Source organism: Bartonella alsatica, assembly GCF_013388295.1.
Classification (GTDB): Bacteria; Pseudomonadota; Alphaproteobacteria; order Rhizobiales; family Rhizobiaceae; genus Bartonella; species Bartonella alsatica.
This window is the reverse complement of sequence record NZ_CP058235.1, coordinates 1,536,583-1,558,348: the sequence shown is the minus strand read 5'-3', so window position 1 is coordinate 1,558,348 and position 21,766 is coordinate 1,536,583. Positions and strand designations below refer to the sequence as shown.

At 38.4% G+C, this 21,766-nt stretch carries 19 protein-coding genes; 3 read left to right on the top strand and 16 right to left on the bottom strand.

The window, feature by feature from the left end:
- Positions 1 to 95 precede the first annotated feature (95 nt).
- From clpP to HWV54_RS06360, 5 genes are all read right to left on the bottom strand, one after another.
- Entirely contained in the window at positions 96 to 719 is a 624-nt protein-coding gene (gene clpP / locus HWV54_RS06380) for an ATP-dependent Clp endopeptidase proteolytic subunit ClpP (RefSeq protein ID WP_005865559.1), read from the bottom strand.
- 140 nt (positions 720 to 859) lie between these two features.
- Entirely contained in the window at positions 860 to 1,669 is an 810-nt protein-coding gene (locus tag HWV54_RS06375; protein WP_040296387.1) for a glycosyltransferase family 32 protein, read from the bottom strand.
- Positions 1,670 to 1,679: 10 nt separating this feature from the next.
- Positions 1,680 to 3,056, bottom strand: coding sequence for a Trk system potassium transporter TrkA (gene trkA, locus HWV54_RS06370; RefSeq protein WP_005865564.1), 1,377 nt, complete (start codon positions 3,054 to 3,056; stop codon positions 1,680 to 1,682).
- A 4-nt stretch (positions 3,057 to 3,060) separates the two neighbouring features.
- Positions 3,061 to 4,419 carry a nitrogen assimilation response regulator NtrX gene (gene ntrX, locus HWV54_RS06365; RefSeq protein WP_005865566.1) on the bottom strand — a complete coding sequence of 453 codons (1,359 nt, stop codon included), beginning with the start codon at positions 4,417 to 4,419 and terminating at the stop codon, positions 3,061 to 3,063.
- 9 nt (positions 4,420 to 4,428) lie between these two features.
- Complete coding sequence (locus HWV54_RS06360; protein ID WP_005865568.1) at positions 4,429 to 6,684, bottom strand: sensor histidine kinase NtrY-like; 2,256 nt, start codon at positions 6,682 to 6,684, stop codon at positions 4,429 to 4,431.
- Between the two features lie 176 nt (positions 6,685 to 6,860).
- Here HWV54_RS06360 and rirA point away from each other — a divergent pair, with 176 nt between their 5' ends.
- Genes rirA through HWV54_RS06345 form a run of 3 tightly spaced genes read left to right on the top strand, consistent with a single transcriptional unit; the run spans position 6,861 to position 9,007 of the window.
- Entirely contained in the window at positions 6,861 to 7,307 is a 447-nt protein-coding gene (rirA, locus tag HWV54_RS06355; RefSeq protein WP_005865570.1) for an iron-responsive transcriptional regulator RirA, read from the top strand.
- Between the two features lie 21 nt (positions 7,308 to 7,328).
- A complete protein-coding gene (locus HWV54_RS06350) occupies positions 7,329 to 8,522 on the top strand; it encodes a bifunctional 2-C-methyl-D-erythritol 4-phosphate cytidylyltransferase/2-C-methyl-D-erythritol 2,4-cyclodiphosphate synthase (protein WP_176953571.1) in 1,194 nt (397 codons plus the stop codon).
- Positions 8,519 to 9,007 (top strand): CinA family protein, encoded by a 489-nt coding sequence (locus HWV54_RS06345; RefSeq protein WP_005865573.1) that lies wholly within the window; start codon positions 8,519 to 8,521, stop codon positions 9,005 to 9,007. The genes HWV54_RS06350 and HWV54_RS06345 overlap by 4 nt, the downstream gene beginning before the upstream one ends.
- 92 nt (positions 9,008 to 9,099) lie before the next feature.
- Here the strand turns inward: HWV54_RS06345 and HWV54_RS06340 are convergent, their stop codons facing one another.
- From HWV54_RS06340 to pyrG, 11 genes are all read right to left on the bottom strand, one after another.
- Positions 9,100 to 9,561 carry a type II toxin-antitoxin system RatA family toxin gene (locus HWV54_RS06340; RefSeq protein WP_005865575.1) on the bottom strand — a complete coding sequence of 154 codons (462 nt, stop codon included), beginning with the start codon at positions 9,559 to 9,561 and terminating at the stop codon, positions 9,100 to 9,102.
- A 2-nt stretch (positions 9,562 to 9,563) separates the two neighbouring features.
- The gene (gene lipA / locus HWV54_RS06335; RefSeq protein WP_005865577.1) at positions 9,564 to 10,526 is read right to left on the bottom strand and encodes a lipoyl synthase; all 963 of its coding nucleotides are present in this window, start codon (positions 10,524 to 10,526) and stop codon (positions 9,564 to 9,566) included.
- 75 nt (positions 10,527 to 10,601) lie between these two features.
- The gene (gene lpdA / locus HWV54_RS06330; protein WP_040296389.1) at positions 10,602 to 12,062 is read right to left on the bottom strand and encodes a dihydrolipoyl dehydrogenase; all 1,461 of its coding nucleotides are present in this window, start codon (positions 12,060 to 12,062) and stop codon (positions 10,602 to 10,604) included.
- Positions 12,063 to 12,286: 224 nt separating this feature from the next.
- On the bottom strand, positions 12,287 to 13,612 hold the full coding sequence (locus HWV54_RS06325; protein ID WP_005865580.1) for a pyruvate dehydrogenase complex dihydrolipoamide acetyltransferase: 1,326 nt from the start codon (positions 13,610 to 13,612) through the stop codon (positions 12,287 to 12,289).
- 14 nt (positions 13,613 to 13,626) lie between these two features.
- Positions 13,627 to 14,991 (bottom strand): pyruvate dehydrogenase complex E1 component subunit beta, encoded by a 1,365-nt coding sequence (locus tag HWV54_RS06320; protein WP_005865582.1) that lies wholly within the window; start codon positions 14,989 to 14,991, stop codon positions 13,627 to 13,629.
- A gap of 16 nt (positions 14,992 to 15,007) precedes the next feature.
- On the bottom strand, positions 15,008 to 16,048 hold the full coding sequence (gene pdhA, locus HWV54_RS06315) for a pyruvate dehydrogenase (acetyl-transferring) E1 component subunit alpha (protein ID WP_005865584.1): 1,041 nt from the start codon (positions 16,046 to 16,048) through the stop codon (positions 15,008 to 15,010).
- Between the two features lie 140 nt (positions 16,049 to 16,188).
- On the bottom strand, positions 16,189 to 16,506 hold the full coding sequence (locus HWV54_RS06310) for an FtsB family cell division protein (RefSeq protein ID WP_005865586.1): 318 nt from the start codon (positions 16,504 to 16,506) through the stop codon (positions 16,189 to 16,191).
- A 910-nt stretch (positions 16,507 to 17,416) separates the two neighbouring features.
- Positions 17,417 to 17,824 carry an NINE protein gene (locus HWV54_RS06305; protein WP_005865588.1) on the bottom strand — a complete coding sequence of 136 codons (408 nt, stop codon included), beginning with the start codon at positions 17,822 to 17,824 and terminating at the stop codon, positions 17,417 to 17,419.
- Positions 17,825 to 17,919: 95 nt separating this feature from the next.
- Positions 17,920 to 19,188 carry a phosphopyruvate hydratase gene (gene eno, locus HWV54_RS06300; RefSeq protein ID WP_005865590.1) on the bottom strand — a complete coding sequence of 423 codons (1,269 nt, stop codon included), beginning with the start codon at positions 19,186 to 19,188 and terminating at the stop codon, positions 17,920 to 17,922.
- 65 nt (positions 19,189 to 19,253) lie between these two features.
- On the bottom strand, positions 19,254 to 20,093 hold the full coding sequence (kdsA, locus tag HWV54_RS06295; RefSeq protein ID WP_005865592.1) for a 3-deoxy-8-phosphooctulonate synthase: 840 nt from the start codon (positions 20,091 to 20,093) through the stop codon (positions 19,254 to 19,256).
- 35 nt (positions 20,094 to 20,128) lie between these two features.
- Positions 20,129 to 21,757, bottom strand: a complete 1,629-nt coding sequence (gene pyrG, locus HWV54_RS06290) for a CTP synthase (RefSeq protein ID WP_005865594.1) — start codon at positions 21,755 to 21,757, stop codon at positions 20,129 to 20,131.
- Positions 21,758 to 21,766 lie beyond the last annotated feature (9 nt).

Below are 21,766 nucleotides of genomic sequence, written 5' to 3'. Positions count from 1 at the left end.
TTTTCTCTTATTTTCGCGATACTTTTACAAAAATCTTTCTATTAAATTTTACAAAAATCTTTCTATTAAAGTAGTTCTTTTTTCTATAAAAACTCTTAACCTTTTTCGGTTTCTGCACGGTATTGTATAATATCGTCAACCAAGCCAAATTGCTTAGCTTCCTCCGCTGTCATAAAATGATCCCGATCAAGAGTTTTCTCAATAACCTCATAGTCCTGACCTGTATGTTGAACATAAATTTCATTTAAACGCCGTTTCATTTTTATAATATCTTGGGCATGCCGTTCAATATCTGAAGCCTGACCTTGAAAACCACCAGATGGTTGATGTACCATAATACGTGCATTAGGCAATGTAAAACGGTGACCTTTCGCTCCAGCTGTTAAAAGTAATGATCCCATAGATGCAGCTTGCCCCATACAAAGTGTAGAAACTGGGGGGCGGATAAACTGCATAGTATCATAAATTGCCATACCAGATGTTACGACACCACCAGGCGAATTAATATAAAGGCTAATTTCTTTCTTAGGATTCTCCGCTTCCAAAAAAAGCAATTGTGCACAAACAAGCATCGCCATACCATCTTCAACGGGACCATTAATAAAAACAATCCGCTCTTTTAAAAGACGAGAAAAAATATCATAGGCCCGCTCTCCACGATTAGTTTGTTCAATAACCATAGGCACAAGGCTTAATGCTGTTTTTATTAGATCACTCATGTTTTAACTTTCCATTTATATAACAATTGCTTTTTACGCATCGAATGTTCTTTAGGCTAACATTACCCTCTTACACAAGCCATAATCAATGCTCTTTAAGCAAGATTAAAATCCCAGTGGTTAAAATAGCAATAATAACTCTACCTGAACAAATCATGTGCATTAGGAATACGAGATACTGCCCAATGGTAAAAGCTTCCTTTCTGAGGTTTTTGAGTGGTCTTCGTCTTTCTGTGAATATGAAATCCTATCAAACGTGGATCTGCCAGTGGTTCAACGCCAAAAACTGGATCAAAGATGTATTCAGTTTTGTGTCCCGTCCAATAATAAAAAGTTTCCTTTTCCTTTGCTTCATGAAAGAAACCATACCGTTTGGCTAATCGTGAAATCCCATCATTGCCAAATATTGTGACTCCAAGATATCCTGGTAAAATCGGCTTTTTTTTCCTCTTTAACCAGAATGGTTTCCAAACACGACGTTTAAACCCAAGCCAATTAGGAACCATTTCTGTACCTGCCCAATAATCTTCAAATGCTTTTATAATAGGATTATCGAACGGAAAATAAAGTGCAGAAACGCCCACTCTTATAGCATTTTCTCTTGCAAGCCAAACTTTATTCTCATCTGGATGAAATTGTTTAACTAGGTAAACGTCTGTATCTAACCAAACACCTTGTTGATATTTCATCAACATAACACGAAAAAAATCTGAAAACTGAACAATTGTACATCCTGGTTTATCATCAGAAAAATTAGGGTCAAGGCGGTAAATTGCTGAGTGCGGTAGAATTGATTCGGCTTCATACAACTCAATACCAGCAGGTAAATTATCTATTTTTTTATCATAACTGAAAAGCTTAACACGTTGCCCAGTTTTAACCATTGAAGACAAACAAAGCCTATCAATCAATCTTAATTTTCCCCTATACCAAAAAGTGCAAATATCCATAGGCAATATATCAAAAATATTCTAAGCTTACACGAAATAGCTGTTCAACATCACGAACATACTCGATAAGAGAAAAAATCACTATCCGATCACCAGATAGAATACGCGTATCTGCCGAAAGCTGTATTATTGTCTTGTTGCGATAAATTGCACCAATTCTTAAACCATCTGATAAATCTAGCTCTGATAACGACTTACCAACCAATGAAGACGTTTGCATTACTTCAGCTTCAATAATTTCTGCCTGTCCATTAAAAACTGAGTGAACAGCACGAATACGACCACGGCGCATTTGTTGCAAAATTCTTGATATCGTAACACTGTGTGGATTCAGGAATGCATCCACACCAACTGCACGGCTAAACTCCTGGTAAGCAACATTATTGATTAACACCATATTGGCTTTGCATCCCAATCTTTTAGCGATAATAGCACTTAAGAGATTGACCTGATCCTGATTGGTCAATGTAATCATTAAATCAGCCTGATCAATTCTAGCATCCTGAAGAATCATTGGATCTAATACGTTTCCATATAAAACAGTTGTTTTGTTGAGCTGATCAGCAATTGTGAGTGCTCTCTCTCTCTGCGATTCTATAATCTTCAATCTTAATTTATGGAGGCGCTTTTCAATAGCCTGAGCAACATACAGACCAATATGACCACCTCCTGCAATAATCATGCGGTGAGCATCTTGTTCTTTATGACCAAAAAGCCCAACTGCACGACGCATCTGATCACGAGCAGCAACAAGATAGGTCACATCGCCAACACGTAATTGCGTCTCTGAATGTGCAATTAATAATTCTGAGCCACGCTTAATAGCGGTAACTGTTGTGCGAAGATCGGGAAAAAGCTCCGTTAATTGACGCAAAGGTGTGTTAATAACTGGGCAATCTTCCATACATTCTAAAGCTAATGCAACAATATCATCATTACAAAAATAAAGAACATCTATTGCACCAGGTAAAGCAATACGACGTAGAACCATTTCTCCTACTTCAACTTCTGGCGAAATAACTACATCAATTGGAATATTCTCTCGAGAAAAAAGCGTTTTATAGCGTGGTTCTAAATAAGATTGCGAGCGAATACGTGCTATTTTTGTTGGAACATTAAATAATGAGTGTGCCACCTGACAAGCTACCATATTAACTTCATCAAATAAAGTTACTGCAATCAACATATCAGCTTTGTCTGCATCGGCAGCCAAAAGGACCTCAGGCCGAGAACCGTGACCAACAAAACCTCTTACATCTAATGAATCGCGAATTTTTTCAATCAATCTTGTTTCAATATCAATAACAGTAACATCGTGATTTTCAGCAGCAAGACGCTCTGCTATTCCATAACCGACCTGTCCTGCTCCACAAATAATAACACGCATAATCTTAAGAAACTCCAAGCGCTTTAAGCTTACGATGCAACGCTGAACGCTCCATACCTATAAATTCAGCTGTACGTGATATATTGCCACCTAAACGCCCAATCTGCGCTACTAAATACCTCTTTTCAAACAATTCTCGTGCTTCACGCAACGGTAAATCCATTATACTCTCATCTGAATCCATCTGAATGCGTGGCGAAGAATCGCTCACTTCACTAGGAAGAAACTCCGCTGTTATTGGACCATCACCGTCACGCGCAAGAATAAGAAGACGCTCAATATTATTGCGTAATTGCCGTACGTTACCTGGCCAAGCATGCGTTTGTAAAATAGCTATCACATCATCACTAATCTCACGTGGCTTAATACCAACCTGCTGCGATATTGTTTTAACAAAATGACGCACAAGTTCTGGAATGTCTTCACGACGCGCTGATAATGATGGAACAGTAACAGGAACAACCGAAAGACGATGAAATAGATCCTCCCTAAAGCGCCCATCAGAAATCAGGTTTTCAAGGTTTTGTGCCGTTGAAGAAATGATGCGAACATCCACCTTAACACGTTTCGTACCACCAACTCTCTCAAATGTCTGCCCCGTCAAAACTCGAAGAATTTTACCTTGAGTCTCACGTGGCATATCAGCAATTTCATCAAGATATAATATTCCACCATGAGCTTCTTCTAATGCACCGATTTTGCGTACTCCTCCCTCCATTTCGCTACCAAACAATTCTATTTCCATTCTTTCCGGAGTAATCATTGCGGCATTTATTGTAACAAATGGCCCATTCGAACGTGTTGAAAGTGCGTGAATAGAACGTGCAACCATCTCTTTTCCCGCTCCCGAAGGACCCGTAATCATAATGCGACTATTTGTTGGTGCTACTTTTTCTATGATTTGGCGCAAATTTTTTATAACAGACGATGTTCCAAGAAGTTCCAATGTCTCATTCGAGCGCCTTCGTAATTCTAAAAGCTCACGTTTTAAACTTGAGTTTTCAAGAGTGCGTTCCACAACCAAAACAAGCCGATCAGCTTTAAAAGGTTTTTCAATAAAATCATATGCCCCTCGTTTTATAGCAGAAACAGCCGTCTCAATATTACCATGACCAGAGATCATGACCACGGGAAGAGCAGGATATCGCGTTTTAATTTCATCAAGCAGTGCCAAACCATCAAGACGACTTCCTTGTAACCAAATATCTAAAAAAATGAGCTTTGGAATACGCTCATTAATTTGAGTTAAGGCTTCATCAGAGTTACAAGCAACACGTGTTTCATAGCCTTCATCATTCAAAATACCAGCAACAAGTTCACGAATATCCGCTTCATCATCAACAATTAAGATATCTGATACCATTCTAGTCCCCTATCTTACGACTTGTGGCTGGTGCAATACTACCTGCCTAGCTCCATCCACCGGAAATATCAAACGGATCATTGCACCACGACCTTCATAAAAGTTCCTCGGAGCATCATGCAACTCCATAGAACCACCATGATCTTCAATAACTTTGCGCACAATAGCTAATCCAAGTCCTGTTCCCTTTTCTCGTGTTGTTATATAAGGCTCTAATAATTTTTGCCTTTGCTCTTTAGGAAGCCCTTTACCGTTATCAATAACATCCACAATCACACATTCTTCTTGATAGTAAGAACGAACAAGAATGTGCCCGCGGATATTCTCTTCTCGTAAAACTGAATCTATAGATTCACTCGCGTTTTTGATAACATTGCAAAAAGCTTGCACAATGAGGCGATTATCAAATGCTCCCACAAGCGGTGTACTTCCTAAATCTTGCTCAAAATGAATATCATGTCGCGTAACCTCTATCAAGAAACATGCTTCACGCAGTAATCCGCGTATATCTAAAACATTCATTTTCGGTTTAGGCATACGCGCAAAAGAAGAAAACTCATCAACCATACGCCCAATATCTCCAACCTGCCGGATAATTGTATCAATACATCGCTCAAAGACTTCTCGATCCTGTGTAATAACTTTGTTATAACGTTTACGAATACGTTCAGCCGATAACTGAATGGGTGTAAGTGGATTTTTGATTTCGTGTGCAATACGGCGTGCAATATCTGCCCACGCCGATGTGCGTTGTGCTGCAACAAGGTCTGTAATATCATCAATCGTTAGAACCCAAGATTGACCTTGTCCATCATTTTCTTCCATTGTAATTTGCACATTACAAACGCGTTCTTGTCCTGCCACACTTAAAGTTACTTGTTCACGATGATTTTTACGTTCTAAAGAACGCGCAAACTGAAAAACTTGCCAAATTTCAGCACTTAACGATAAAAGACTGTGCCCAATAACTTGTTCAAAATGAATATTAAACATTGTTTCCATAGATCGATTGATAATTGTAATATCTCCATTATCATCAATACCAGCCACCCCTGCTGTTACACCAGACAAAACAGCTTCAGAAAAACGTCGTCTCTCATCAATTTGATCACGAACTGCAATCAACTCATTGCGCCGACTTTTCAGTTCACTGACCATATAATTAAAAGTTTTCGATAACTGCGCAATATCCCCATCCCTCGCACGTACTGGCACAAAAACTTCCATATTTCCAGAAGCTACATCATCAGCAGCAGCAATAAGAAGACGTATAGGACGTACTAAACGATCAGCAACAGCAATACCAGCCCAAATAGCTGATAAGAATAAACTAAAAAAAAGGCACAGATAAAGCATACCAAATGCTATTTGCGTTAAAAGACGATTTTCATTTAAATCACGATAACGATCTGTATTGATTTCCGTTAAACGCAAAGCAGATAAAACTCCTTTATCCACGTCGCGCACCAAATACAAAAATGTGTTTGGGATATTGGTAAATCTTAAAATAATGCCAAAATAATCATGAATCCCCGGTTGAAAAGAAAAAGGCCTCGCCCTGGTTGCACGTTCAATAAGATCGGAGGGAGGAATCGGCAATTTATCCTCATCACCAAGATTGCTTGATATAAAAACAGTTCCGCTTGAACTTAACAAAAATGCACCACGCAAATTGCGTCCTATAGCATGACGCGTCAATTGCACTCTATACTCAGCTGGATTACGCTCTAAAAGCTTTTTATTATCAAGTGCAAAAGCCATAGCATAAGATAAATTTTTCAAATTTTGTAGCATTTCATCCGCATAAGCATTCGCTAAATCGATAGAAGAAGCAACAATTTGCCGTGTTGTCGTATCAAACCATCGATCAAGCCCTAAATTCAGCGCAGGCCCCGATACAAGAGCTACAGCAACAGCTGGCGTTGTGGCAACAAGTGCAAACAACGAAACAAGACGCACATAAAGACGGGAACCTGCACGCCTGGAGCGCCATGCACGAATAATGGGGATCATCTCATAAAAAACAATGATCACAAGCCCTAAAACCCAGATACTATTAATCCCTATAAGAATAAGGGTTACAGTTCTACTGGGAACAACAGGAGTTAACCCAATAAGAAGAATAAACGAAACAGATGCTGTTAATAAAGCCAGCACAATAATTGTAATACCTAAAAAGATATACACTTTACTTAAGCGATACAACTCATCTTTATAAGTATTTTGACCTATATCTTGGAGATTCGTCACAGATGTTGTATTCATGATTAGCTTACATTACCTATCCCATTTTCCACATATAACCTCTTGTAACAAAAATTGACAATACCAATACCTCATTTAAACTAAAATCAATTGATCAAATAAAGAAAAAACTTCTACATTTTGCAAAATATCTTTAAAATAAAGCATGTTCAGTGATAGTTTACAGAGGAGATGAGATGCGGTTAACCAAACAGACAAATTATGCACTCCGGATGCTTATGTACTGTGCAGATAATCAGGAATCTCTCAGTCGTATTCCAGAAATTGCTAAGGCATATGCGGTTTCCGAGCTTTTTTTATTTAAAATCCTCCAACCACTTGTTGAAGCAGGATTTATAAAAACAGTACGCGGACGCAATGGTGGTGTTAAATTGGCTAAACCTGCAGCAGAGATTTCGGTGGCTGATGTTGTGAAAGTAACAGAAGACAATTTTTCCATGGCAGAATGTTTCGATACCACAGAATCTAATTGTCCATTGATAGATTTCTGTGGCTTAAATACCGCACTTCAAAAAGCATTAAACGCTTTTTTTGATGTATTATCAGTGATATCTCTTGCTGATTTACAACGCCCAACTTTTCAAAAACAATTAAAAATTGACGATCATAAAACAATAAACTAAAATAATAAAAGGAGATTAAGTATTTCTATTGCAGCGATAATATTAGCCGCCGGACGCGGTGAAAGAGCAGAATCTCTACAAAAAATTCCAAAACAATATCGGCTTTTAGGCCAAGAGCCGGTGATTTGTCATACTGTGCGCTGTTTTTTACAGCATCCAGCTATTACAACAATTGTTCTTGTTATTCATCCAGAAGACCATAAAATCTGTGAGCAAGCTGTTGTTGATTTTAAAGAACACCTCATCATCATTGATGGTGGTAATACGCGTCAAATATCCACTTTACATGGACTTCATGCACTCAAAAATTTTAAGCCTCAATATGTGCATATTCATGATGGTGCACGTCCCTTTATCGAAAACCAACTCCTCGAGAAAATTCATACCACAATAACCCCCCAAGAAGGTATTCTCCCCGTTCTCGCTGTCTCTGACACCCTCAAACACGTAAATAACGCACATTATGTTTTAGAAACAGTTCCACGCACTCATCTTTATAGTGCACAAACTCCACAGTGTTTTCCCTTCGAATACATCTTAGCTGCCCATGAAAAAGCAAGACAAGTTTGCAAAAAAGAATTTACTGATGATTCTGCAATTGCCGAATGGTTTGGGATTCCCATGCGTACCATTCCTGGAGATCCTAGCAACATAAAAATTACATGGCATGAAGATTTTGATACCGCTCATTTATATCTCCAAAAAAAAATGCAAATGTTTCCTGATATTCGTATTGGCAATGGTTATGACGTTCACTCTTTCGAGGAAGGAACTTCTCTTATATTATGTGGCATAAAAATTCCTTTTCATAAAAAATTAAATGGACACTCCGATGCTGATGTCGCTCTTCATGCATTAACAGATGCCCTTCTCGCTACACGAGGAGCGGGGGATATCGGCACACATTTTCCCCCTTCTGATCCTCAATGGAAAAATGCATCTTCAGAATTTTTTTTACGTCATGCTCTTAATATTATTAAACAAGCAGGTGGTCGTATTGCCAATGTTGATATCACACTGATCGCCGAAGAGCCTAAAATCAGCCCCTATCGTCATGCAATGATAGAAAATCTCATGAATATGCTCACAATTTCATCCGATCGAATTTCCATAAAAGCAACAACAAATGAAAAGCTTGGATTTATTGGTCGTGGCGAAGGCATTGCGGCTTTCGCAACAGCAAGCGTTCTTTATCTAGGAGAAACTCCCAAATGACATATTTTTGTGAAAAACAAGCACGTAAAGTCCTTACTGCTTGTCGCAGGAAAGGTTTGCTTTTAACAACTGTCGAGTCTTGTACAGGGGGACTTATTGCTGCAAATCTCACTAATATTGCAGGATCATCTGATGTACTCGATTGTGGATTCGTTGTTTATTCAAATAAAGCTAAAACACGCCTTGTTGGTGTATGCGCTCAACTTATCAAATCCTATGGTGCCGTTTCAAAAGAAGTTGCTCTTGCAATGGCCGAAGGTGGGTTAAAATATTCACACGCAGGAATTGCTGTCTCTGTAACAGGAATTGCTGGACCAGGAGGGGCATGTCTCGATAAACCTGTGGGGCTTGTGCATTTTGCAGTTGCTTACAAAAATCATAAAACTCTACACACAGAAATGCGATTTGGTAATATTGACCGCAAAGCTATCCGCTATGCAACCGTTGAAAATGCTTTTAAAATGATCTTGAAATCTCTGCAATGAAACTCCCCATATCTAATTTCCAGATTTCATGTTACTATAATTACTGCCCATAACTTACAATAGGTATCATGCAAAAACGTCAACTAAATAAATTATATTACCGGAAAGCCATAAATCTGATGAGCACGCATTTCAAAAGCATCAGTAAATTTATGAAAAGCGATATCAAACATTGATCCCATCAATAATCCAAGCATTTTGCTTTTAAATTCATAATCAATAAAAAACTCTACATTACATGCATTGATATTCTCAATATCATGAAAGGCCCAGCGATTTTCAAGATATTTGAATGGACCATCAATATATTTAACCTCTATTAAATGTCTCTTTGGCTGAAGAAATACTTGGGTCGTGAAAATTTCTCGGATAACCTTATAGCCAACAGTCATATCAGCAAGAAGCAATATCTTTCCCTCACATTCTTTGCGAGAACGGACTATTAAAGCTTCACACATTGGCAAAAATTCAGGATAACGCTCAATATCTGAAACAAGATCAAACATTTCACGAGCACTATGAGCTATATGCCGATGTGTTGTAAAAGTCGGCATAACTATCTCTGTAAGGAAAATTTTTTATCACGCGCTTTTTGCAAAATCGCGAAATCATCGCCCGCATGATGAGATGAACGCGTCAAAGGAGTAGAAGCCATATGTAAAAAACCCTTCACTTTACCAATCCTGGCAAAAGACTCAAATTCTTCAGGAGGCACAAAACGGATAACCGGGTGATGCTTTCGTGTAGGCTGCAAATATTGTCCAATTGTCATAAAGTCGACATCAGCAGAACGCAAATCATCCATCAATTGAAGAATTTCGTTTCGCTCCTCCCCAAGCCCAACCATAATTCCTGATTTTGTGAAAATTGTAGGATCAAGTTCTTTAACACGTTGTAATAACCGAATCGAATGAAAATAACGCGCTCCTGGACGAACTTTTAAATATTTAGAAGGAACTGTTTCTAAATTATGATTGAAAACATCCGGTTTAGCAGCAACAACAGTTTCTAAAGCTCCATCTTTATGGCGAAAATCAGGTGTAAGAACTTCAATTGTTGTCTTGGGAGTTTTTCGCCGAATAGCATAAATAACTTTCGCAAAATGTTCTGCACCACCATCAGCAAGATCATCACGATCAACAGATGTAATCACGACATGTTTTAATTCCATCTGTGCAACAGCATCCGCCACACGCTCTGGCTCATTATCATCAACTGCAAGCGGAATACCTGTTGCAACGTTGCAAAAAGCACACGCCCGCGTACATATCTCACCTAAAATCATGAAGCTAGCATGCTTCTGACTCCAACATTCACCAACATTCGGGCACCCCGCTTCTTCACATACAGTCACCAATTTATTTACGCGCACAATATTATGCGTTTCTTTATATATCTGTGATGTTGGTGCTTTTACACGAATCCAATTTGGTTTTTTTTGAATGCTTGTGTTCGGACGATGCGCCTTTTCAGGATGACGCAGATGTCTATTTGTAACTCTATCAACAACCGTAACCATTTAAGCCTCTGCCTTTTAAATAATGGAACGCCGATGAAAAATCACAAAATATAAGATTTTTCATACAATTAGCTATTAAGCATTTAAAACTTTCCCATAAGCATCCAATACACTTTCTTTCATCATTTCCGACAATGTCGGATGTGGAAAGACGGTATGCATCAATTCTTCCTCGGTTGTTTCAAGATTCATGGCAATAACAAAACCTTGAATCAATTCTGTTACTTCTGCCCCTACCATATGTGCACCAAGAAGCTGTCCCGTTTTTTTATCAAAAATAGTTTTAACTAATCCCTGATCTTCTCCCAAAGCTATCGCTTTACCATTAGCTGAAAAGGAATAACGACCAATACATACATCATAACCAGCTTCTTTCGCTGCCACTTCTGAAAGGCCTATAGAAGCTACCTGTGGTGTACAATATGTACATCCTGGAATTTTCCTTTTATCAAGCGGATGAACACTCTTCAAACCTGCAAGATGTTCAATACATATCACCCCTTCTTCTTCTGCTTTATGTGCTAACATAGGAGGACCGGATACATCACCAATAGCATAAATACCTTCCACACCTGTCCAACTCCATTCATCAGTTACAATGCACCCATGATCAGTTTTTATACCTAATGCCTCTAATCCAAGATTTTCAATATTACCCTGAACTCCAACAGCTGAAATTAGCCGATTAGCTGTGATTGTTTCTATCTTACCCTCCACATCAATATGCGCAGTGATAGAATCAGAAGCTTTTTCAACCTTTGTGACTTTTGCTTCAGTAAGAATGCGAATACCTTTTTTCTCTAACTGTTTACGGGCAAATATTGAAATTTCAACATCTTCGGCTGGCATAATATGAGGCATCATTTCAACAATGCTCACCTCAGCTCCCATATCGTGATAAAAAGAAGCAAATTCAATACCTATTGCTCCTGACCCCATTACCAAAAGCGATTTCGGTATAGTATATGGAATCATAGCTTCAAAATAAGTCCAAACCAGCTTTCCGTCTGGCTCAATCCCAGGAAGAGAACGAGGCCGTGCACCAGTTGCAATAACAACGTACTTTGCTTGATAAATTCCTTCTCCTAATGTTCCTTTAGGTACTGGATTTTGTGGTTGCATAATCTTTTTCAACGATGAAGAAACCTTAATTTCGGCAAGCTGGCTTCCTTTTGCTCTCTTGGTTAATTTTGCTTCACCCCAAATAATGTCGATTTTGTTTTTTTTCATCAAAAAACCAATGCCAGTATTTAAACGCGCTGAAATTCCCCGTGAACGTGCTACAATATCCTTGATACTTGCTTCAATTGAACCGTTAATTTTTAATCCATAATCTTTCGCATGTTCAGCAAAATGCTTTATTTCCGCTGAACGCAAAAGTGCCTTGGTTGGAATACAACCCCAATTTAAACAAATCCCCCCGAGATGTTCACGCTCAACAATCGCAGTTTTGAAGCCGCACTGCGCCGCACGAATTGCAGCTACATATCCACCAGGCCCAGAGCCAATCACAATCACATCATAAAGATTCGCCACAGTAATTCCTCCATGGATATACACAAAATAGATATGCATTCTCTAAGCTCAAAACTAAAAACAACATAACAGAATCTTCTTGTATCTTTCATTCCAAACTTATCACACACATCTTTATCAGATCAGAAAAGGCCACAATATCGCCATTCAAGCTTTCTTTATCCGCCTCTTTAATATTAACATACTATATTCACACACAATTGAGGTGAAATACTTTTAACAGTTTAAATTAACATCGCCAGTGGATTTTCAATCATATTTTTAAAGGTCCGCGCAAGCTCTGCTGCTAATGCACCATCAACAGCACGATGATCAGCAGAAAGTGTGACCGACATAACTGTCGCAACCACTAATGCATTATTTTTAACAACCGCACGTTGTTCTCCCGCACCAATTGCAAAAATCGTCGCATGCGGCGGATTAAGAATAGCAGAAAAACTTTTCACACCATACATTCCCATATTTGATATAGCTGTTGTTCCTCCTTGATATTCTGCCATTTTTAACTTTCGTTCACGTGCACGCTTTACAAGATCTTTCATCTCATTGGAGATAATCGACAAAGATTTTTCCTCTGCATGGCGAACAATTGGTGTAATTAAACCATTTGCAATAGAAACAGCCACCCCAATATCACAGTGTTTATGATGAAGTATTCCGCCTTCAAGCCAAGATACATTAGCATCGGGAATCGCTTTTAAAGAAAGTGCTACAGCTTTAATCACCATATCGTTAACGGAAAGCTTATAAGCAGGCTTGGAGCTTTCCTGGGTTTTAACTATTGGAGCAGCAGTATTCAATTGCGTACGGAGTTCCAATAACGCATCAAGTTCACAATCTATCGTCACATAAAAATGTGGAACTTTTTGTTTTGATTCAACTAAACGTTTGGCAATTGTTTTACGCATATTACTATGAGGTGTAAATGTGTATTCACCTTCTTTGAACAATTGCAATATCTGTTTGTCAGAATCACCTGCTATTGTAAGTCGTTCGTTTTGTAATGAACAAGAATCCCTAAAAGTACCATTATTAACAGCTCTTTCTATATCACGCTTGATAATACGTCCATGAGGACCGCTCCCAGAAACAAATAATAGATCAAGACCAGCCTGAGCTGCTAAGCGCCGCGCCAAAGGAGAAGAAAAAAGACGTATGTCCTTTTTATCCTGCTGTATTGCTTTCTGAGTAGATGATATAGCAGATATCTGTGTTGTCTTTGAAACTGTCTGTTTTTCCTCTACTGTTTCTTTTATTGCAAAAGAGGATGAAGATTCTGCAACCTTTGCTGCTTCAGCTAAATCTTCACCTTCTTCTGCTAAAACGACGATTAAAGTATTCACTTTAACACCTTGCGTTCCAGCAGGAACAACAATCTTAGCAACTGTTCCTTCATCAACAGCCTCAACTTCCATTGTCGCCTTATCCGTCTCAATTTCAGCAATAACATCACCGGAGGAAACCTTATCTCCTTCTTTGACATTCCACTTTGATAAATTCCCTTCTTCCATCGTAGGAGAAAGCGCAGGCATTGTAATTTTAATGGGCATAGTGCTTTCCTCCGTTATGCTCTATAAGTCACAGCCTTAACAGCTTCGACAATTTCAGCAATATTGGGCAAAGCCAGTTTTTCAAGATTAGCAGCATAAGGCATGGGAACATCTTTGCCAGAAATAGTAATAACTGGTGCATCAAGATAGTCGAATACCTGCTGCATAACCCGCGTTGCTATCTCAGTTCCAACAGATGATTGAGGATAACCTTCTTCAACTGTTACTAAACAACCCGTTTTCTTAACAGAAGTAAGAATTGTCGAGAGATCCATCGGACGAATAGTCCGCAAATCTATTAACTCAACGTCAATACCAAGTTTCTCAATTTCTGGTAACGCTTGAACCGCATAATGCATCCCAATCCCATAAGCAACAATTGTTACATCCTGACCAAGCTTATGAAGCCGTGCTTTACCAATAGGCAAAATAAAATCATCTATCTTAGGAACTTCAAATTGGTGTCCATACAAAATCTCGTTCTCAAGGAAAATAACAGGATTATCATCACGAATGGCAGCCTTCAGTAAACCTTTTGCATCTGCAGCGCTGTAAGGCATAACAACTTTAAGACCTGGCACATGACTATACCATGCAGCATAACACTGAGAGTGTTGAGCGCCTACACGCGCAGCCGCACCATTAGGTCCACGAAAAACCATAGGAACAGTCATTTGCCCACCAGACATATAACGGGTTTTCGCTGCAGAATTAACAATTTGATCAATCGCCTGCATAGCAAAATTAAATGTCATAAACTCGACTATGGGACGTAACCCTCCAAACGCAGCACCAACAGCCAAACCTGCAAAACCGTGTTCTGTGATTGGTGTATCAATAACCCGACGCGCACCAAATTCTTCTAACAAGCCTTGGCTAACTTTATAAGCACCTTGATATTGCGCTACTTCTTCCCCCAAAAGAAAAACTGTTTCATCACGCCGCATCTCTTCAGCCATAGCTTGATTAAGCGCTTCACGTACTGTCATCGTAACCATTTGTGTCCCCGCTGAAATATCACAATCAGGAATAGTACTCAAAACAAGAGGCTCTGGTTTTGATGAAGAAAAAGATCTGTCATCAGTTTTTTTATGCGTTAAAGAATCGGTAGTTTGTGAAATATCTTCAACACTTTCTCCTTCCTCCAATAATACCGCAATAACACTGTTAACCTTCACACCTTCAGAACCCTCAAATACGCAAATTTTACCAAGAATGCCTTCATCGACAGCTTCTACTTCCATCATCGCTTTATCTGTTTCAATTTCAGCAATTATATCACCAGAACTAACTTTATCGCCTTCTTTCTTGAGCCATTTAGATAATTTACCTTCTTCCATCGTTGGTGAAAGCGCAGGCATCAAAATATCAATAGACATACTCGCTTCCCTCGTATCAAACTAAAACATCACTATAGAGCTCAGAAGCATCTGGCTCTTGATCACTTTGTGCAAAATCTGCTGCATCTGCAACAATCGCACGTACTTCTTTATCAATAGACTTCAAATCATCTTCGCTTGCCCAACCTTGTTCAAGAAGCCGATTCTTTACCTGATCAATTGGATCATGCTCCTCTTTTATTTTCTGAACTTCTTCCTTTGAGCGATATTTCGCTGGATCAGACATAGAGTGACCACGATAACGATAGGTCTGCATATCAAGTATAATAGGCCCTTTACCCGAACGCGCCCAAGAAATTGCTTCATCAGCTGCTCCCTTTACGGCTCGAACATCCATGCCATCAACAACAATACCTGGAATTTCAAAAGAAAGACCACGACGAGAAAAATCAGTTTCTGCAGACGCACGCGCAACTGATGTTCCCATAGCATATTGATTATTTTCAATAATATAAACAACAGGAAGCTTCCAAAGCGAAGCCATATTAAAACTCTCGTAAACCTGCCCCTGATTGGCTGCACCATCACCAAAATATACCAGTGTCACATTATCGTTACCAAGATACTGATTCGAAAATGCTAACCCGGAGCCAATCGGAACTTGTGCACCAACAATGCCATGCCCACCATAAAAATTCTTTTCTTTAGAAAACATATGCATTGACCCCCCTTTTCCTTTAGAAAATCCACCTCGACGTCCTGTAAGTTCTGCCATAACACCACGCGGACTCATACCGACTGCCAACATATGTCCATGATCACGGTAAGAGGTGATAACCTGATCTCCTTCTTTTGCTGCCTTCAATGTTCCAATAACAACAGCTTCTTGCCCAATATAGAGATGACAAAATCCACCAATAAGCCCCATACCATAAAGCTGCCCCGCCTTTTCTTCAAAGCGACGAATTAAAAGCATCTTACGATAAGCATCTATTTCTTCTTCTTTTATAAAATGCGCTATTGGTGCTCTCTTTGTGATGTGTGATAATGCAGTGTGCACCGTTGATGCAGAACTTTTTTTAGATTTTTCTGCCATACTAAACTCCCTTTTATGATTATTTAGGAATAACCTTTACGAACAAAAGTTACAAGCATTATCAAAAAACTCAAACGTTATCATAGGGCTGTTGTTTTAAAACATTTTAAAATTACGTTATCTTTCATTTACTTTTAATATTATTTACAAGGAATTAGAATTGTCAGTTCATTCGCCTTTGAAAAATTTAAATTCTTCCGAATATATTCATCCAACATATCTCTTTCAATATGTCCGTTGCGTAAAAGAGAAATACGCTTTTCAATAGATATCCGCTCAGATTCTACTTTATGAAGTTCTTCTTCTAATTCGACGATATGTTGATTTACTTCACTCCGTGAATACAGCCCGTACTCACCATGATAAATGTGATAACTGAAATAGCCTAAAACTCCCACTGTCATAAGTGGTAGTACAAAGTACATTTTGAGTGATCTGCGTTTCTGCTTAGTCCACATAAAATAGCACAGTCTTTACAGTATAATTATCCTAATATTCCTGCCAAACTATGCATAATTTTGATTAATACCTCATTACTAAATTCATACACGTAAACACTTTCTTATTATACACTGAATACTCCCGCTCTAACAAGCCATGTCATATCATCTTTGTTATATCATAATATTCGATATTCACTATTTTGTATCTCTATATCCATTTTTGTCAGTAAATTTCCCTATTAAAATAAGTGACGAATAACTTGCAAGATCTACCTCTCAGCCCCCCACTAACTGATAAAGATGGAACTAAGCATCAAAACACTTACTCCAATTTTACCAATTATAAAGCGGTGATCTCCAATACACTAAAAGACAAACAACAAAATTAATAGTATCACCTTTATATACAAAATCAACGGCATCACACATCTCAGAGTATTTTTTCTAACCAATCTCAAGCTGCGAATTAATAGCGTTTACCATCGCTACTCGAAACAAAATAAGCCTCTTAATCCTAATCAATAATTTTACCTTTCTTCCTTACTACCTACCTATAAAATTGTTACTTACGTATAAGGAAATTTTTGCTGACTTGATAATATATGGGTAAAATTAACGGATAAATACAATCCGTATCCACAAGAATAAATGTGATAATTAAAATAGCTTGGGATTATCCCAGTAATTTAAAATTCTCCATCGTTATAAGCGGTAATAGAAAGCATGCTTAAACAATTAGCATACTCGTTTTATTCATAGAAAATAGCACAGTCTTTTTTTGATATTTTTAATCAACTGTGCATAATTATACCTTAACATTCAATACACACATCATAGCAATTTATTATTATATACTTAATAAATTAACCACAGAAAAATAATGATGTTATTTACTCTTTACATTTTATTTGAAATGGAAAACATGTTACCAATGTGTAATTTTCTTCCCATCTTTGTCAGTAAACTTCCCAGCAACAATAACTATAAAATCAACAATTGTCCAAATCCCTGTAATCATCACTCCGGCAAGTGTTAAAGATAGAATAAGCATTAAAGCACCAGTTCTAACTTTACCAACCATAAAACGGTGAACACCAAATATACCAGTGAACCAACAAATGAGTGCTAACATTACTTTTGAAGAATTTGAATCTTGTTGCAACAATGGAAAAACAGAATTGACAGTATCCCCTTCACACATAAAATCAACGGTATCTCCCACCCTGGGTGGATTTTTTCCTAACCAATCCCAAGTCGCAAACTGATAACGCTTACCATCATCGCCAGAGACGAGATAAGTCCCCTGATCCTGACTAATAATTATACCTCTCATCTTTTTAACACCTATAAAATTGTTGCGCACATGTCTTACAGTTAAATCTTACAAACTCAATGATATCACAATTTAAAATTTTACACTCATCACTATCAACGATGCAAATTACCAGCATAACATGCCTGTGTTCCGAGCATTTCTTCAATACGAATGAGCTGATTATATTTTGCTAATCTATCCGAACGTGCAAGCGAACCCGTTTTAATCTGCCCACAATTTGTTGCAACGGCAAGATCTGCAATAAAAGAATCCTCTGTTTCACCTGAACGGTGAGATATAATGGCACGATAACCTGCCTTATGCGCTGTTTCCACAGCATCAAGCGTTTCACTCAACGTGCCAATCTGATTAACTTTAACAAGAATAGAATTAGCTACTCTCATTTTAATACCATCACGCAAACGCACAGAATTTGTTACAAACAAATCATCTCCAACAAGCTGACATTTTTTACCAATCGAATTAGTGAGTAACTTCCAGCCTTCCCAATCGTCCTCAGCCATCCCATCCTCAATTGTAATAATGGGGTAAGTTTCAACAAGTCTTGCCAAATAATCTACCTGCTCTTGCACATTACGGCATCTCCCCTCACCTTTATAAAAATACAAACTATTTTTATAAAGTTCGGTTGAAGCACAATCTAAACCCAGAGCAATCTGTTTACCTGGTTTATATCCACATTCTATTATAGATTCCATAATAAAATCAATTGCCTGCTCAGCACTTTTAAATTGAGGTGCAAAACCACCTTCATCACCAACATTGGTCTCATAGCCCGCATCTTTTAGACGTTTTTTCAACGTATGGAAAACTTCACTACCATAACGAACTGCTTCCTTCACTGTAGATGCTCCTACAGGAATAATCATAAATTCTTGAAAATCGATCGGGTTATCAGCATGAACACCACCATTAATGATATTCATCATAGGTATTGGAAGAACATGCGCTTGTACACCACCAATATAACGATACAAAGGCAAACTTGATGATTCCGCAGCCGCTTTTGCAACAGCCAAAGAAACACCAAGAATAGCATTCGCACCAAGACGCGCTTTGTTTGGTGTTCCATCCAGAGCAATCATCGCTTGATCAATGGCGATTTGATTTCTTGCGTCTTGCCCACAAAGCTCTTCAAGAATTTCACCATTTACTGAAGCAACCGCTTTCTCAACGCCTTTTCCTTGATAACGCACCCCACCATCACGAAGCTCCACAGATTCATGAGCTCCTGTCGATGCCCCTGAAGGAACAAGAGCGCGACCCAAAGCTCCATCTTCCAAATGAACATCGACTTCTACCGTTGGATTACCTCGGCTATCAAGTACTTCACGTCCAATGATATCGACAATTACAGCCATGTATGTTTCCTCAACCAACAAAAACTTCGATTTATTTTTTACGCCGTAATGACGGAATATTCTCTTTATTTAATGCACTTTTTTGACAGATAATCAAATTCCATTAAAGTCTCAAGTAGTGTTTGTAAATTGTCAATTTTAACCATATTAGGTCCATCAGAAGGTGCATTATCTGGATCCTGATGCGTTTCTAAGAAAATACCAGCTACCCCAACAGAAACAGCTGCACGTGCCAAAACTTCAACAAATTGACGCTGTCCACTAGATGAACTACCTTGACCACCTGGCTCCTGAACAGAATGCGTTGCATCAAAAATAACAGGAGCCCCCAATGAACGCAAAATAGGTAATGAACGCATATCAGAAATAAGACGATTATAACCAAATGAAGTGCCTCTCTCACAAAGCATAACATTTGGATTACCGCTTTGTGTAATCTTTCTTAAAACATTCTCCATATCCCATGGAGCTAAAAACTGACCTTTTTTAACATTGATAACACGTCCCGTTTTGGCCGCTGCTACCAAAAGATCTGTTTGTCGACATAAAAAAGCGGGTATTTGCAAAACATCTACCACTGAAGCAATAGCAGCACAATGTTCTTCTGTATGCACATCAGTCAACACTGGACAATCAAATTCCTTCTTCAAATCAGAAAAAATAGCCATTGCTTTTTCAAGACCGATACCACGTACTGCACTCAAGGACGTTCTGTTGGCTTTATCGTAACTCGATTTATAAACAAACCCAATACCAACGTGATCCGCAATTGATTTAATCCGACCTGCCATTTCAAAGGCATGATCCCGACTTTCCATCTGACATGGCCCCGCAATTAATGAAAATGGTGCTTCATTTGAAAAAACAACATTCCCAACTTTCACAACAGCATTTGGTTCAGACATTTTATCCCTCAAAAGTAAATAATCCAATTTATGATCTAAACCAAACGACTTTGTTCTACAGTGGCTTCAATAAAAGAAGAAAAAAGTGGATGTGGATCAAATGGACGTGATTTAAGTTCTGGATGATACTGAACACCAATAAACCATGGATGATCTGCATATTCTATTATCTCTGGCAAAATACCATCCGGAGACATACCAGAAAAAATTAAACCACACTGTTCTAATCTGTCTTTATAATCAATATTTACCTCATAACGATGACGATGTCGCTCGCAAATCCTTGTCATTCCGTAAATTTTAGCAATATGGCTATTTTCTTTTAATTCAGCCACAAAAGCACCAAGGCGCATTGTGCCACCAAGATTGCTAAATTGTGTACGTTTCTCAAGAACATCTCCTTTGAGCCATTCTGTCATCAAACCTACTATCGGATTTTTTGTTTCGCAAAATTCACTTGATGAAGCACTTTCAATCTGCGCAATATTGCGTGCAGCTTCTATACAGGCCAATTGCATTCCAAAACAAATACCTAAAAATGGAACTTTACGCTCCCGCGCAAATTGAATTGCTCGAATTTTTCCTTCTGCACCACGTGCCCCAAAAGCACCAGGAACCAAAATTCCATGGACTTTTTGTAAATAGGATGTAGGTTCCTCTCTTTCAAAAAGTTCCGCATCAATCCATTCAATATTAACCTTTACTTTATTTGCTAAACCACCATGTGCAATCGCCTCAATTAGCGATTTATAAGCATCCTTTAATCCTGTATATTTCCCAACAACAGCAATTGTCACTTCCCCTTCAGGATGGTGAATACGATGTGAAATATCTTCCCAACGATCCATTTTTGGTTTAGGTATTGGATTCATTCTAAAAGCAGAAAGAACTTCTGAATCTAATCCCTCTTTATGATATGCTATGGGAACATCATAAATCGTTGGCATATCCAATGCCTGAATAACTGCACTCGAACGAACATTACAAAAAAGTGATAATTTGCATCGCTCTGTTTCTGGAATAGGACGATCTGCACGCACCAACAAAATATCAGGAGCAATACCTATTGATTGTAATTCTTTGACGGAATGTTGTGTTGGTTTTGTTTTTAATTCACCAGCCGAAGAAATATAAGGCATTAATGTAAGATGTACATAAACAACATTATGTCTTGGTAATTCATTATGAAGCTGACGAATTGCTTCTAGAAAAGGCATTGCTTCAATGTCACCAACGGTTCCACCTATTTCACACAAAACAAAGTCAAATTCTTCATTTCCGGTAGTAATGAAGCTCTTAATTTCATCGGTAACATGAGGAATAACCTGAACGGTTGCCCCTAAATAATCACCACGTCGTTCTCTTTCAATGATATTGCGATAAATACGTCCTGTTGTGATATTATCTTGGCTATTCGCAGAACGTCCAGTAAAACGCTCATAATGCCCAAGATCAAGATCAGTTTCTGCACCATCATCGGTCACAAACACTTCACCATGTTGATAAGGTGACATCGTACCTGGATCAACATTTAAATAAGGATCAAGTTTGCGAAGCCGCACACGATAGCCACGTGCCTGCAATAATGCCGCTAATGACGCTGCTGCGATGCCTTTTCCAAGGGAAGAAACCACCCCACCAGTAATAAAAATATAACGTGCCATGGGCTTGGT